The 13,599-nt window shown below is 71.2% G+C and carries 10 protein-coding genes and 1 riboswitch; of the genes, 4 read left to right on the forward strand and 6 right to left on the reverse strand.

Going from position 1 to position 13,599, the window contains the following annotated elements; translation table 11 throughout:
- Positions 1-50: 50 nt before the first annotated feature.
- Positions 51-611 carry a TetR/AcrR family transcriptional regulator gene (locus AC4D2O_RS02760; protein WP_490905051.1) on the reverse strand — a complete coding sequence of 187 codons (561 nt, stop codon included), beginning with the start codon at positions 609-611 and terminating at the stop codon, positions 51-53.
- Positions 612-700: 89 nt separating this feature from the next.
- On the opposite strand from AC4D2O_RS02760, the gene AC4D2O_RS02765 reads away from it, so the two are divergent.
- Positions 701-2,182: an MFS transporter gene (locus AC4D2O_RS02765; RefSeq protein WP_490905052.1), complete on the forward strand. Its 1,482-nt coding sequence runs from the start codon at positions 701-703 to the stop codon at positions 2,180-2,182.
- 14 nt (positions 2,183-2,196) lie between these two features.
- Here the strand turns inward: AC4D2O_RS02765 and AC4D2O_RS02770 are convergent, their stop codons facing one another.
- Together AC4D2O_RS02770 and AC4D2O_RS02775 are read right to left on the reverse strand one after the other, a co-directional pair.
- Positions 2,197-2,592 carry a DUF7793 family protein gene (locus AC4D2O_RS02770; RefSeq protein ID WP_490905053.1) on the reverse strand — a complete coding sequence of 132 codons (396 nt, stop codon included), beginning with the start codon at positions 2,590-2,592 and terminating at the stop codon, positions 2,197-2,199.
- 67 nt (positions 2,593-2,659) lie between these two features.
- On the reverse strand, positions 2,660-3,445 hold the full coding sequence (locus AC4D2O_RS02775) for a class I SAM-dependent methyltransferase (protein WP_490905054.1): 786 nt from the start codon (positions 3,443-3,445) through the stop codon (positions 2,660-2,662).
- Positions 3,446-3,591: 146 nt separating this feature from the next.
- Between AC4D2O_RS02775 and AC4D2O_RS02780 the strand changes: the two genes are divergently transcribed.
- Both AC4D2O_RS02780 and AC4D2O_RS02785 read left to right on the forward strand, forming a co-directional pair.
- Positions 3,592-5,844, forward strand: a complete 2,253-nt coding sequence (locus AC4D2O_RS02780) for a putative bifunctional diguanylate cyclase/phosphodiesterase (RefSeq protein ID WP_490905055.1) — start codon at positions 3,592-3,594, stop codon at positions 5,842-5,844.
- Positions 5,845-5,956: 112 nt separating this feature from the next.
- Positions 5,957-6,754, forward strand: a complete 798-nt coding sequence (locus tag AC4D2O_RS02785; protein ID WP_490905056.1) for a response regulator transcription factor — start codon at positions 5,957-5,959, stop codon at positions 6,752-6,754.
- Here the strand turns inward: AC4D2O_RS02785 and AC4D2O_RS02790 are convergent.
- The 3 genes from AC4D2O_RS02790 to AC4D2O_RS02800 all read right to left on the reverse strand — a co-directional run bounded on the left by AC4D2O_RS02790 (position 6,724) and on the right by AC4D2O_RS02800 (position 10,231).
- The gene (locus AC4D2O_RS02790; protein WP_490905057.1) at positions 6,724-7,752 is read right to left on the reverse strand and encodes a signal peptidase I; all 1,029 of its coding nucleotides are present in this window, start codon (positions 7,750-7,752) and stop codon (positions 6,724-6,726) included. The genes AC4D2O_RS02785 and AC4D2O_RS02790 overlap by 31 nt on opposite strands.
- A gap of 196 nt (positions 7,753-7,948) precedes the next feature.
- Positions 7,949-8,980, reverse strand: a complete 1,032-nt coding sequence (locus tag AC4D2O_RS02795; protein ID WP_490905058.1) for an LLM class flavin-dependent oxidoreductase — start codon at positions 8,978-8,980, stop codon at positions 7,949-7,951.
- Between the two features lie 219 nt (positions 8,981-9,199).
- Positions 9,200-10,231 (reverse strand): SGNH/GDSL hydrolase family protein, encoded by a 1,032-nt coding sequence (locus tag AC4D2O_RS02800; RefSeq protein ID WP_490905059.1) that lies wholly within the window; start codon positions 10,229-10,231, stop codon positions 9,200-9,202.
- A gap of 213 nt (positions 10,232-10,444) precedes the next feature.
- Positions 10,445-10,547, forward strand: a riboswitch (glycine riboswitch).
- A gap of 152 nt (positions 10,548-10,699) precedes the next feature.
- On the opposite strand from AC4D2O_RS02800, the gene gcvP reads away from it, so the two are divergent.
- Positions 10,700-13,597, forward strand: a complete 2,898-nt coding sequence (gcvP, locus tag AC4D2O_RS02805) for an aminomethyl-transferring glycine dehydrogenase (protein ID WP_490905060.1) — start codon at positions 10,700-10,702, stop codon at positions 13,595-13,597.
- Positions 13,598-13,599: the final 2 nt, after the last annotated feature.

Below are 13,599 nucleotides of genomic sequence, written 5' to 3' on the forward strand. Positions count from 1 at the left end.
GTAGGGTCTCGGCTCCTGGAGCCCTGACCCTGCGGCGCGTCGCGACCGGCTCAGGCGGTGCGCCCCAGGACCCTCCGGGCCGCCTCGACCGCGGAGGCGCGGTGCGCCGACAGCGGCGTCTCGGCGGCGCTGCGGTGCGCGACGAGGGGGGCCTGTACCCAGGCCTGCGCGATGCCGAAGAGGATGGGGAGCAACTCCTCCGGCGTCCAGGATGCATCGATGTGTCCGAGATCCTGTGCCCTCCGCACGGCGGCCAGTTTGGCGTCCGGCCCGGCACCGCCCGGTAGGTCGTAGTCGATCCCCTCGAGCCGCGCCCAGGTGAGCATGCGCAGGATGTCCGGGTGCTCGTGCGCGTGGTCGAAGACGGCCCCCACGAACGCCGGGACGTCGGCGGGATCGAGCGCCACGGCCTCGTGGAACTCGGCGGCATTGGCGTCGAGGACGGCCTGGAACAGGGCGGCCTTGTCGGCGAAGTGCGCGTACAGGCGCTCCTTGCTGGCCGAGGCCGCCTTCGCGATGCGGTCGATCCTCGCCCCGGCCAGCCCGTAGGTGGCGAACTCGGACCGCGCCGCCAGGAGGATGCGGGAGCGTACGTCCGTCGTCGGGTGCATTCCTCGAGTATACCCAAACGAACTAGTTCGTTTGACTTTGCGAACGCGTCCACTTTACTGTCGGAGGCGACACCACTACGAGGAGATCCATGTCCGTCCCCACTCCGGGCTCGCCCGGCGCATCCACCCTTGAGGGCGCCGCCGCCCCCAAGGCCCCCGCCAACCGCTGGCTCGTGCTCGCCATCGTCGCGCTCGCCCAGCTCACCGTCGTCCTCGACGGGACGATCGTCAACATCGCCCTGCCGCAGGCGCAGGCGGAGCTCGGCATGTCCGACGGCGACCGCAGCTGGGTGGTGACCCTGTACGCCCTCACCTTCGGCGCCCTCCTTCTCCTCGGCGGCCGCATCGCCGACTTCTGGGGCAGGAAGCGGTCGTTCCTCATCGGCATGGGCGGCTTCGCGCTCGCGTCCGCCCTCGGCGGCGTCGCGACCTCGGGCGAGATGCTGCTCGTGGCCCGCGGCCTCCAGGGAGCCTTCGCGGCACTGCTGGCTCCCGCGGCGCTGGCCATCCTGTCGGTGACCTTCCCGGGCGGCAGGGACCGGGTGCGGGCCTTCGCCGTGTACGGGACGATCGCCGGTGGCGGGGCCGCCGTCGGCCTGCTGCTCGGCGGCGTGCTGACCGAATACTTCAGCTGGCACTGGTGCCTGCTCGTGAACGTGCCGATCGCCGTCGTGGCCCTTGCCGTCGGCATCCCGGTGCTCCGGGAGAGCCGTGCCGACGGGAGCACCCGCTACGACGTACCGGGCGCCGTCCTCGTCAGCCTCGGCCTCGCCTCCGTGGTGTACGGCTTCTCCCGGGCCGAGGCCGGCTGGATCCGGGCCGACACCCTCGGCTTCCTCGCCCTCGGTGTGGTCCTGCTGGCCCTCTTCGTCCTCGTCGAGTCCCGGTCGGCGCATGCCCTGCTCCCGCTGCGCATCATCACGAACCGCGCACGCGCCGGCGCGTACCTGTCCTCCGTGGCGGTCGGCGCCGCGCTGCTGGGTGCACTGCTCTACCTGACGCTCCACTTCCAGATCGTCCTCGGCATGAGTCCGCTCGTGTCCGGCCTGGCGTCCCTGCCCATGACGGCCGCCATCATCGTGTCCGCGGGCATCGTCTCACGGCTCCTGCCCACGGTCGGTCCCCGCATCCTCATGGCGTCCGGTCCCCTGATCGCCGCCGCCGGGCTGCTCCTGCTGAGCCGCATCACGGTGGGCGGCTCGTACGTGCTCGAGGTGCTCCCCGCCCAGATCCTCCTCGGCATCGGCCTCGCCCTCGTCTTCGTGCCGCTCCAGAACGTCGCCCTCCTCGGTATCGCCCCGCGCGACGCCGGAGTCGCCAGCGCCGCGGTCACCGCGACCCAGCAGATCGGCGGATCCATCGGCACGGCGGTCTTCACGGCGCTGTACACGGTGGGCGCGGGAAGCGCAACGGGTGCTGCGGGCGGGCTGCAGCCCCTCGTGGACGGCTACTCCGTGGTCTTCCTCGCAGCCGCGATCGCCCTGGCGCTCGCGTCACCGATCGCCTGGTTCATGATCAATGTGCCGCGGGACGCGTTCACGACGTCGAACGAGGCAGTCCACCTCGGCTAGGCAGCGCCGACGCGTCAGGCGCTGGCGGGGTGCTCCTGCGCCGCGCTCTGCAGCCAGGCGACTGCCTGGTACCTCGAGGTGAAGAACCGGGTGGGGCAGGGAGGCGAGTTCACGCCGAGGAAGAAGTTCGCGATCATCCTGTCCACGGGCGACGAGCCCAGCAGGGCGATCCGCGATGCGGAGCAGGGGATCGCGAACACCGCACGCGCTCCCCGGGTGACGGTCCGCGTGGTCTCCATGTCGACGAGCATGGGGTGTCCCTCCCCGCCGGCCAGCCCGTTGACGGCCGCCATGGCCGACTCGGCGTCCTCCGCGGTGATGGTGCAGTCCTTGTCCCACTCGAGGTGGAGGATGCCGTCGGGCAGTAGCACGAGGGTGGCCTTGCCGCCCCCGATCGGTCGTGCGGTCATGGCCCATCTCCTGACGGCGCTGAGACTTCCGGGCCGGGGGGCCGTGCGTTCCCTGTGAGACCGAGGATCAGCGAGCGTCCAGCATAGCGAAGTATCCGGGGATGCCGGTGCTGGTCCGCCCGCTCATCGGCACGGCCTCGATGATGACGGGGCCGTCCGCGAGCACCGTCCAGGAGCCGTCGGGGAGCGCGGCGCGGCGCTCGGCGGGCCCGAAGTGGCCCGGCACCGGGATGCCGCCGATCGCCCGGCGGAGCGGCGCCGGGATGCTCCCCGGCCTCGCGCCGAGGCTGTGCATGTAGGAGAGGGGGTTCCCGCGGAAGTTGGTCTCGGTCAGCAGGACGCGCCCCCGGCTGCCCACGATGTCCAGGAGGTTCCTGCCGAGATCCTTCCGCTGCCGTGGACGCAGCACGTGGAAGACCCCCCGGACGAAGACGTTCGCCTGGCCGTGCTCCTCCTGCAGCAGCCTGCCCGCGCCCGGCGCCGTGAGGTCGAGCGTCCGGAAGGAGACCGTCGGCAGATCGGCGGATTCGGTTGCCGCGCGCTCGACGGCGCTGTCGGCGACGTCGACGCCGAGGGCCGAGGGGAAGCTGCCCGCCAGCCAGCGTGTCCACCGCCCGTTGCCGCAGCCCACGTCGATGACGGGCAGACCGCGGTCCATGAAGCCGGCGACGGCGTGCGCGTACTGCTCGGCCTCCGCACCGATCTCCGCGTCCCACAGCACTTCGCCCTGGGTTCCGGTGGTCCGCACGCGGCTCCAGTACCCCTCCCACGCCGTGACCGGATCGCGCGGCGCCAGTTTGGCGAGGCGGGCCACTTCGGGCACCATGCGGAGTTGGTCGACGATGTTGGGCATAGGAGGAGGGTACCGACGGCGGGGAATTGCTGCCCCAAGCCAAGTATTCTCGCAGGATACGGTTACCGGGGACCGAAGATCCCTTCGGCTCCCGCGACGCCCACCTATGCTGTCGACACCAGGAGCACAGCGAGGACGGGAGTGGCATGCGGCGCGACGATGCCCGCGCCGACAGGCGCCCCACCGCGCGGTCGGGCCATGTCAGGCCGCTGATGACCGGGATGCTCCTCCTCCTGACCATCTATGCCGCGGGGCTCCTCCTCGGTGATCCCGAGACCTTCGACCCGCTCATGGACGGCTGGCTGTCCATCCTGACGGAGCTGGCCGGCGTGGGCCTGTGCGTCGGTGCAGCGGTGCGGACCCGGTTCGCGAAACCCCAGATCCTGCTCGGCGGTGCTGCTGTCACCGCCTACACCGTCGGGGACGCCTACTATGCGGCCTCGCTGGCAGGCGAGGACGCCCTGACCTACGCCTCCTTCGCGGATGTGGCGTATCTGGCCTTCTACCCGCTCATGCTCGGGGCGCTCGGCGTGGTGGTGGTCCGCAAGCTGAGGAGCATGCTCTGGCCGCTGCTGCTCGAGAGTGTCGTCGGGGCGCTGGGCGCCGCGTCGATCATGGCCCTGATCCTCGCGCCGCTCCTCACCGCGTCGGCCGCGGCCGGCACCACGTTCGAGGTGATCGTCGCCGTCGTCTACCCGCTCCTCGACCTCCTCCTCATCACCGCCATCGGCGGCATCCTCGCCTCACGGGGTCTGGACATCGGCCCCCGCTGGCCCGTCCTCATCGGCGGCATGATCGCGTTCTCGGCCGCGGACGTCGCCTACGCACTGGGCATGCAGGACTACGCCGTCGGCTCGATCATCGACATCGGGTGGGTGGCGGGCGTCATCGCGATCGCCGTCTGGGTGGACGGCGCCGCGGACACCGGCCGGGCGGCGCTCCACCAGCGCCGCGGTGTCCCCGAACTCGCGGCGCCCGTCGTGTCCACGGCGGCAGCGCTCGCCGTCCTGGTCGTCGGCAGCCAGACGCGCATCCCGCTCCTCGCCGTGCTCTTCGCCGCCTCGACGCTCGCCCTCGCCGTGGTCCCGCTGGCCTTCCGGAACCGGATGCTCGTGGTGCTCTCGAGGACCGACGAGCTGACGGGCCTCCCCAATCGCCGGGCCCTGCTCACCGATGTGCCGGTGCGGCTCGCCGGCGGCAGCACCGGTGCCCTCTTCCTGCTCGACCTCGACCGCTTCAAGCACGTCAACGACGCACTCGGGCACGACGTGGGGGACGCACTCCTCGTGCAGGTCGGCGGGCGGTTCGCGGCGCAGTTGCGGCCGGGCGACCTGCTCGCGCGGCTGGGCGGGGACGAGTTCGCGGTGTTCCTCGAGGGCGTGACGGAGGCGGAGGCGGTGGCGGCCGCACTGCGGCTGGCAACGGAACTCGCCGAGCCCGTGCTGGTGGGCAGCGCGTCCCTGCAGGTCAGCGCCAGCATCGGGATAGCCCTGACGCCGGAGCACGGCACCGACATGGGCCTGCTCATGCGCAAGGCGGATATCGCGATGTTCCGCGCCAAGTCCGGGCGGAGCGGGCACCACGTGTACGACGTGACGGACGACGACGACGGCGAGCTGCGGCTGCGGACGGTCCAGGAACTGCGGACGGCGCTGGCCGGGAACGAGTTCGAGCTGCACTACCAGCCGAAGGTGCGCCTGTCCGACGACCGCGTCGTGGGCGTCGAGGCGCTGCTGCGCTGGAACCATCCGACGCGGGGGCGCCTCTCCCCGGACGCGTTCCTGCCCCTTGCCGAGGAGGCCGGGCTGATGCCCGCGCTGTCGGGACTCGTGCTCGAGCGGGCCATCCGCCGGGTGGCGCGGTGGCGGGCCGAAGGCCTCGACGTGACCGTCGCGGTCAACCTGTCGGGCTCCTGCATCCTCTCGTGCCTGCCCCACCAGATCCTCACGCTCCTCGGACAGCACGACGTGCCGCCGTCGGGCATCATGCTCGAGATCACCGAGGACGTGCTCATGTCCACACCGACCGGCACCGCGGCGATCCTCGCGCGGCTCCGCGCGGAGGGCATCCAGATCTCCATCGACGACTTCGGGACCGGCTACAGCTCCCTGGCCTACCTGCGGGACCTGCCCGTCGACGAACTGAAACTCGACCGGTCCTTCGTCATCGCGATGCAGCAGGACCAGCGTGCCATCGGGCTGGTGGGGTCGATCATCGACCTGGCCCACAGTCTGGGTCTCCGAGTGGTCGCCGAAGGCGTCGGTGACGATCGGACGCAGGAGGACCTGCGGGCGCAGGGGTGCGATTTCGCCCAGGGTTTCCATATCTCCGAGCCGCTTCCCGCGGGGGAGGTCTCGGCCTGGATCGGAGCGCACGGCGCGCGGGTAGCACGCACATGAGAGGGTGCGGGCCCGCCCGCACGGCCGGTCAGGATGGCGGATCGGCTGGATATACGCCCCACCGGCCCCGATGAGCGCGGTGGCCGATCCAACATCTGGCAGTGTGGTACCCATGACACCCGACCCTCATGCGCGCGTTGCACTCATCATCGAAGACGACGCCGACGTGCGGCAGCTGCTGGTCATGACCCTGGGCATGAACGGCTTCACCACCATCGAAGCCGAGAACGGGCGCCAGGGCGTCGCGCTCGTGCGGGAACGCCGCCCCGACCTGGTGACCCTCGACCTGAACCTGCCGGACATCGACGGCGTGGAGGTCTGCCGTCAGATCCGGCCGCTCACCGACGCGTACGTGGTCATGATCACCGCGAGGCAGGACGAGATCGACCGCCTCATCGGCCTCGAGATCGGGGCGGACGACTTCGTCGTCAAGCCGTTCAGCCCGCGGGAGGTCGGCGCCCGCGTCAACGCCATGTTCCGCCGGCCGCGGAGCACGGGCCAGGGCGGGTCGCAGCTCCCGGCGGGTACCGAGGACACGGAGGCACCGCTGTCCGGCGCCGTGGCGACGGCGGTCGCCGCACCACCTGCTCAGACCGAGAACCTGCTGACGCACGGACCCATCACCATCGACGCCGAGGGCCGGATCGCCATGCTCGACGGCGTCGAGCTGCCGCTCACGCGGATCGAGTTCGATCTCCTGGCGACGCTCGTCTCAGGGCCGCGCCGCGTCTGGCAGCGCGAGACGCTGCTCTCCCGCATCTGGGGCGACGGTTGGGTCAACGACCAGCACCTCGTGGAGGTGCACATCCGGAACCTGCGCAAGAAGCTGGGCGAGGACACCAAGGCCCCCCGCTTCATCCGCACCGTCCGCGGGGTCGGCTACCGGATGATGCCGCCCAGCGCGGCCTGAAACTCCCTGGCCAGGACCCGCAGGCGGGCGACGACCGCCGCGTGTTCGCGGGGCTGGTCGATGACCTCCAGGGCGGCCGCCGAGCCCTCCTCGAGCCGGCCTGCACCGACCATCGAGGCGCTGACGGTGAGGCTGAGCAGCGCCACGACGGCGGCGTCGGCGTCGCGGGCAGTGAAGGCGTCCTCGATGGCGACGATCCGCTGCGGCAGCATGGCCACGAACGAGTCCGCGAACTGCAGTGCACCCGCCTGGCTGGACAGCTCCTCACCGAGGTTCTCGAGGATCGACCGGTCGAGCGTGGGCACGTCCGGGCTCCCGGTCGCGGGACGCGGAACCCCGAGGCCGGCCGCGGCGTCGTCCGTGGCGTCTGCATCGTCGGCGCCGTCGGGACGGGACCAGATCATGAGGAGCAGGGCCCCGACGAGCACGGCGGGGATGCCGTAGACCAGGACGTGGCTGACCAGCGGGGTACGGAGGGCACGGATCGCGTTGCCGACCTGCGGGATCACGGCTGCGACCTCGTAGACGGAATCGCCGTCGAGCGTCGCGAGCCACGGGTCCACGGACTCGTTGGCGTCCCCCTTGGTGCGCACGGCGGTGGTGCCGTCGGCTCCCTGGACGACCTCGACCACGCGGTGGGTCTCCACGCGGTGGTCCTCGACGGGGATGTGGTAGCTGATGACGTCTCCGACGGCGATCCCGTCGACGGGCTGCAGCGTGGTGACCACCACGTCGCCCGGGACGATCTCCGGCGCCATGCTGCCGGTGAGCATGGTGGCGGTCTGGTAGCCGAAGAATCGGGGGCCGATCGCGAAGAACAGGACCGCGACGACGGCGATCACCATGAACACGGTGCCGAGGAGACTCGCGAGGCGCTGCGGGAGGGTCGGGCGCTCTGCCGCAGCGGGGGCGATGGACGTGACGGGCGCTACGGCGTGGCGCGCCTGCCGGGCGGCCCGCACCCCCGGGGTGATGGACGGAAGGTCGATCGTCGTCACGCCTGCTCCTTCGGTACTGCCGCTGGTTCCTGCTGACGCTGCCCGCCGGTCCCGGTGGACGGACCGGAACCGGCGGGAGGATCACGGAGTGCTGTACTCCTGGAGTCCACTCTCCTCGGCTGCGCTCAATCGCGACGTGCCCGAAGTGCGAAAGAAACCCGAAGAAAGAGCGAAGCCGCGGGAACCCCTGCGCGCTCTACGCGAGCATCTCCCGCACGAGCGGGATGACCTTCGTGCCGTACAGCTCGATGCTGTGCATGAGCTTCTCGTGCGGCAGGGGACCCGCGCTGTACTTCATGTCGAAGCGGTCGATCCCGAGAGTCCGCGCCGTCGCCGCGATCTTCTTCGCGACCGTCTCCGGCGAGCCGACGTAGAGCGAACCGGAATCGGCTTCCTGATCGAACTCGGCGCGCGTCGTCGGGCCCCAGCCGCGCTCGCGGCCGATGCGGTCGCGCATGATGCGGTTGTCGGGCCACAGCTCCTCGCGGGCCTGCTCGTCCGAGTCCGCGACGTATCCCGGGGAGTGGACGCCGATGGGCAGGGTCGGCTGGCCGAGCTGGGTGAGCGCCCGGTGGTAGAGGTCGACGTAGGGGGCGAAGCGGGCTGGGTCGCCGCCGATGATCGCGAGCATCAGGGGCATGCCGTAGCGTGCGGCACGCACCACGGACTCGGGACTGCCGCCGACGCCGATCCACGTCTTCAGGCGCCCTCCCTCGGTCTTCGGGTACACCTCGTGGCCCTCGAGCCCCGGCCGCGTGCTGCCCGACCAGGTCACGGGGCCCTCCTTGATCAGCTCCGAGAACAGGTCGAGTTTCTCCTCGAAGAGCCGCTCGTAGTCGGAGAGGTCGTAGCCGAAGAGGGGGAAGGACTCGGTGAAGGACCCGCGCCCGAGGATCACCTCGGCCCGGCCGTTGGATGCGGCGTCGAGCGTGGCGAAGCGCTGGTAGACGCGCACCGGGTCATCGGAACTGAGGACGGTGACGGCGGAGCCGAGGCGGATGCGCTCGGTCTTCCCGGCGATGGCGGCGAGGACGGTCTCAGGGGCGGAGACGGCGAAGTCGTCGCGGTGGTGCTCGCCGATCCCGATGAAGTCGACGCCGACCTCGTCGGCCAGGACGGCCTCGGCGATGACGTTGCGGATGACCTGCGGGTAGGGGAGCGGCCTGCCGTCCTCCCCGCGCGTGACATCCCCGAAGGTGTCGAGACCGAGTTCCAGTTCGCGTGTCATGGTTGTGCTCCCGTACTCCGACGATCGGACCCACCCTGGGCCTGATACTGGAACCGACCGCGCCCGCCCGTTATTCCATGCATATGTATGCATCGCGCCGTGGCCGAGGAGGGTGGGCTCGTCGTGCCTGCTTCGACGCAGGGCCGATGCCCGTGGGGCGGGCATGGATGAGCCGGCGGGATGTGGCGGCCCCGGGACCCATCGCTCCGGAGCCGGGCACTAGCGGCTGAGCTGCCGGGCCTCCGCCGCACGGTCCGCCCGGTCGACGCTCGCGGGATCCGGGAGGTCCACCCCGGCACGCGCCGCCGCCGCCCGGGCGGCCGGGCTCTTCAGGTCGGGCAGCACGAACCGTTCCGGCCGGATCCCGGCATCCTGCACGGCGTAGGCGCCCTGCTGCTGTGTGAGCTCGGGCGCGGAGAGTTCGGCGGATTGCAGGGTGCCCTGCGTGACGGCCACGGCACTCCCGGTCAGCGCCGCGCCCATGAGCGGGACGTAGCCCGAGGCGTGCCCTGCCCGATTCGGGTGGTAGGAGTCCGAGACGGGGTTCGAGAGCCCGTTGACCCATTCGACGTCGTCGCACACCGCATGCCCGGTGAAGGCGGGGGCACGGAAGGTGAAGCCGGCCGCCGCGGCGGCCGTCGCCGTCGTCCGGTTCAGCAGGTCCGCCATCGCGTTCAGGCGCGCCTCCTCCTCGGGGGAGAACCAGGTGGCCGCGTTGCAGTCCTCGCCGTTGAAGATCCGTGGATAGCCGGCGACGGCGACCCTCGCTTGGGGCGCCCGCGCGCGGACCTGCCGGTAGAGCGAGGCCAGTCTCCCCGGGAGGGCTCCGGTGATGACGGCCTGCGCGCGGTCGATCGCGGCGGTGCAGTCGCTCATCCAGGCGGGTTTCGCGCATTCGGTCAGCACGTCCACGAAGGCGGCGTCGTTCCCGCCGACGCTCAGCGAGACGTACGCCGTCGTGGAGGTCAGGGCGCCGAGCTGGGTCGCGACGACGTCGGGGACGGTGGCCCCGGAGCACGCACGGAAGTTCAGGGCGTACCCCTTGGCGCTCGCGACCAGCGCGGGGTACGCGTACACCGAGCGCCGGCAGGACGAGCCGTCCGCGAGGTATGCCCGCGTGCCCGTACCCGAGGAGTAGGAATCGCCGAGGGCCACGTAGGAGGGTGCTGCAGCACCTGCCGGAGGGGCGGACAGCAGGGCGCCCGCGAGCAGGAGGACGACGGCGGCGGAGCGGAAGCGGGGGATCATCATCGATACTCCTGGTGCGGGAGGTGCTGTTGATCCCACGCTAGCGCCGTTCCGCGGGTGCGGACCGACCCGACCCGGCTATGTGTGCAGCCCTTCCCCCGCACTGCGGCCCCGGGTAGTGTTCCGCCGGCGGGCCGGGTACCTTTGCCTCGCGTCCGCTCCGCGCGGTAAGCTGTGGGGTGGCTCACAGCCGCACATCCCAACTGAATACGCCATCGATCTGCAGCGGGAGAGTTCTGCCGTTGACTCAACACCGGTAGGCGCCGTAGGAGCAAATCCTCCCCAGGAATCTCTCAGGCGAACGTACCGCTGCGGCTAGGCAACTCTGGAAAGCAGCCCGGCATGATCCGGCGCTCACCGACGGTGCAAGCAGGCGCGGAGCCCTGCGGAAACTCTCAGGTCCCACACAGAGCGGGGAGGAACCCGACCTGGCACGCGCGACCGCGTTGCCACCCGACGTACGGAGTTCCCATGACCGCAACCCCCGACACGGCACCCGGCACCACCGGCTCCGTCTCCGGCACCGCCTCCACCTTCGCCGACCGCCACATCGGGCCCCGCACGTCCGACGCCGGGAAGATGCTCGAGGTCCTCGGCTACCCGACCCTGGAGAAGCTCGTGGACCTGGCGGTCCCCGCCAGCATCCGCCTGGACAGGGCCCTCGATCTGCCCGCGGCCCTGAGCGAGACCGAGGTGCTGGCGCAGCTCCGGCGCATCGCCGGCCGCAACCGCACCGCGGTCCAGATGATCGGCCAGGGCTACTTCGACACGATCACGCCGCCGGTCATCCGCCGCAACGTCCTCGAATCCCCCGCCTGGTACACCGCGTACACGCCCTACCAGCCGGAGATCTCCCAGGGCCGGCTCGAGGCCCTCCTGAACTTCCAGACCATGGTGCAGGACCTCACGGCCCTGGACATCGCCAACGCCTCCCTGCTCGACGAGGCCTCCGCCGTGGCCGAGGCCGTGCTCCTCATGCGCCGCTCCGGCAGGAACAAGGGCCGCACCGTCATCGACGCTGACGCCCTGCCGCAGACCGTCGCCGTCGTCCGTGGCCGCGCCGAGGCGCTCGGCTTCGAGGTGGAGGTCACCGATCTCTCCTCCGGCCTGCCCGACGGCGACATCAACGGCGTCGTCCTCCAGCAGCCGGGTGCCTCGGGCGCCCTCCGGAACCACGCCGCCGTCATCGCCTCCGCCAAGGAGCGCGGTGCCCTCGTCACGGTCGCCGCGGACCTCCTGTCCCTGACGCTCGTCACCGCCCCGGGCGAGCAGGGCGCGGACATCGCCGTCGGCTCCGCCCAGCGCTTCGGCGTCCCGCTCTTCTTCGGTGGCCCGCACGCCGCCTACATGGCTGTGCGCAAGGGCCTCGAGCGCATGCTGCCGGGCCGCCTCGTGGGCGTCTCCAAGGACGCCGACGGCGCCCCCGCCTACCGCCTCGCCCTGCAGACCCGCGAGCAGCACATCCGCCGCGAGAAGGCCACGAGCAACATCTGCACCGCGCAGGCGCTCCTCGCGATCGTCGCGTCCATGTACGCCGTGTACCACGGCCCCGAAGGCCTCACGGCGATCGCCCGCACCACGCACCAGCGCGCCGTCGCGCTCGCCGCCGCCCTGGAGGGGACCGACGCAGAGGTCGTGCATGCCGCGTTCTTCGACACCCTCCTGGTCCGCGTTCCGGGTCGGGCCGCCGAGTACGCCGACGCCGCCGAGGCGCAGGGCTACAACCTCCGCCGGGTGGACGCCGACCACCTCGGCATCTCCTGCGACGAGACCACGACCCCGGAGCACATCGCGGCGGTCGCCGGCGTGTTCGGTGGGACCGCCGACGCCACGGCGGACCGGAACGCGGGCGAGCGGATCCCCGAGGACCTGCGCCGCACGTCCTCGTTCATGACGCACCCCGTGTTCTCGCGGCACCGCTCGGAGACCGCGATGCTCCGGTACCTGCGCCGGCTCTCCGACAAGGACCTCGCCCTGGACCGCACCATGATCCCGCTGGGCTCCTGCACCATGAAGCTCAACGCCACCGTGGAGATGGAGTCCATCTCCTGGCCCGGGTTCGCCTCGATCCACCCGTTCGCGCCCGAGAGCCAGACCGAGGGCTGGCGCGAACTGATCACCGACCTCGAGGACCGCCTCGCCGAGATCACGGGCTACGCGCGCGTGTCCCTCCAGCCGAACGCCGGCTCGCAGGGCGAACTCGCCGGTCTCCTCGCCATCCGCGGCTACCACCGCTCGCGCGGCGACGAGAACCGCACCGTCTGCCTCATCCCGTCCTCCGCACACGGCACCAACGCGGCCTCCGCGGTGCTGGCCGGCATGAAGGTGGTCGTCGTCGGCACCGCTCCGAACGGCAACATCGACCACGACGACCTGCTGGCGAAGATCGAACAGCACGCCGGGAACCTCTCGGCCATCATGATCACCTACCCCTCCACGCACGGCGTCTTCGAGGAGGACGTGCGCTGGGTCTGCGAGAAGGTGCACGACGCCGGCGGCCAGGTCTACATCGACGGCGCCAACCTCAACGCGCTCGTGGGCCTCGCCCAGCCCGGCGAGTTCGGCGGCGACGTCTCCCACCTGAACCTCCACAAGACCTTCTGCATCCCCCACGGCGGCGGCGGACCCGGCGTCGGTCCCGTGGCCGTTGCCGCGCATCTCGCACCGTTCCTGCCGGGCGACGCGAACCGCGACATCGCCACGGACGGCGGACCCGACGCCGAGGGCGGCACGCCCGTCTCCGGGTCGATGTACGGATCCGCCGGCGTCCTGCCGATCTCCTGGGCGTACGTCGCCCTGATGGGCTCCGAGGGTCTCACGAGTGCGACGGCGCACGCCCTGCTCGCCGCCAACTACGTGGCCGCACGCCTCACCGAGCACTTCCCCGTGCTCTACACCGGCGTGCAGGGCCTCGTGGCGCACGAGTGCATCCTGGACCTGCGCCCGCTCACCGCCGCCACCGGCGTGACGGCCGAGGACGTCGCCAAGCGCCTGATCGACTACGGCTTCCACGCCCCCACGCTGTCCTTCCCCGTGGCAGGCACGCTCATGGTCGAACCGACGGAGTCCGAGGACCTCGCCGAACTGGACCGCTTCGTCGACGCGATGATCGCCATCAAGGGAGAGATCGACCGCGTGGCCTCGGGAGAGTTCAGCATCGAGGAGAGCCCGCTGCGTCAGGCGCCCCACACGGCGCAGGTGCTCATCGGCGACGAGTGGACGCAGGCCTACCCCCGCGAGCTCGCTGCCTATCCGCTGCGGAGCCTCCGCCACGACAAGTACTTCCCGCCGGTGCGCAGGATCGACGGGGCCCACGGCGACCGCAACCTCGTCTGCTCCTGCCCGCCCATCGAAGCCTTCGAAGACTAGGA

The sequence above is a fragment of the Arthrobacter sp. TJ-238 genome (assembly GCF_058269215.1).

What these genes read in the sequence shown, in the direction of transcription:
- AC4D2O_RS02785 (WP_490905056.1), top strand. Translation starts at nt 5,957, where the DNA reads ATGACACCCGACCCTCATGCGCGCGTTGCACTCATCATCGAAGACGAC.
- gcvP (WP_490905060.1), top strand. Translation starts at nt 10,700, where the DNA reads ATGACCGCAACCCCCGACACGGCACCCGGCACCACCGGCTCCGTCTCC.
- AC4D2O_RS02765 (WP_490905052.1), top strand. Translation starts at nt 701, where the DNA reads ATGTCCGTCCCCACTCCGGGCTCGCCCGGCGCATCCACCCTTGAGGGC.
- AC4D2O_RS02775 (WP_490905054.1), bottom strand. Translation starts at nt 3,445, where the DNA reads ATGCCCAACATCGTCGACCAACTCCGCATGGTGCCCGAAGTGGCCCGC.
- AC4D2O_RS02770 (WP_490905053.1), bottom strand. Translation starts at nt 2,592, where the DNA reads ATGACCGCACGACCGATCGGGGGCGGCAAGGCCACCCTCGTGCTACTG.
- AC4D2O_RS02760 (WP_490905051.1), bottom strand. Translation starts at nt 611, where the DNA reads ATGCACCCGACGACGGACGTACGCTCCCGCATCCTCCTGGCGGCGCGG.
- AC4D2O_RS02780 (WP_490905055.1), top strand. Translation starts at nt 3,592, where the DNA reads ATGCGGCGCGACGATGCCCGCGCCGACAGGCGCCCCACCGCGCGGTCG.
- AC4D2O_RS02795 (WP_490905058.1), bottom strand. Translation starts at nt 8,980, where the DNA reads ATGACACGCGAACTGGAACTCGGTCTCGACACCTTCGGGGATGTCACG.
- AC4D2O_RS02800 (WP_490905059.1), bottom strand. Translation starts at nt 10,231, where the DNA reads ATGATGATCCCCCGCTTCCGCTCCGCCGCCGTCGTCCTCCTGCTCGCG.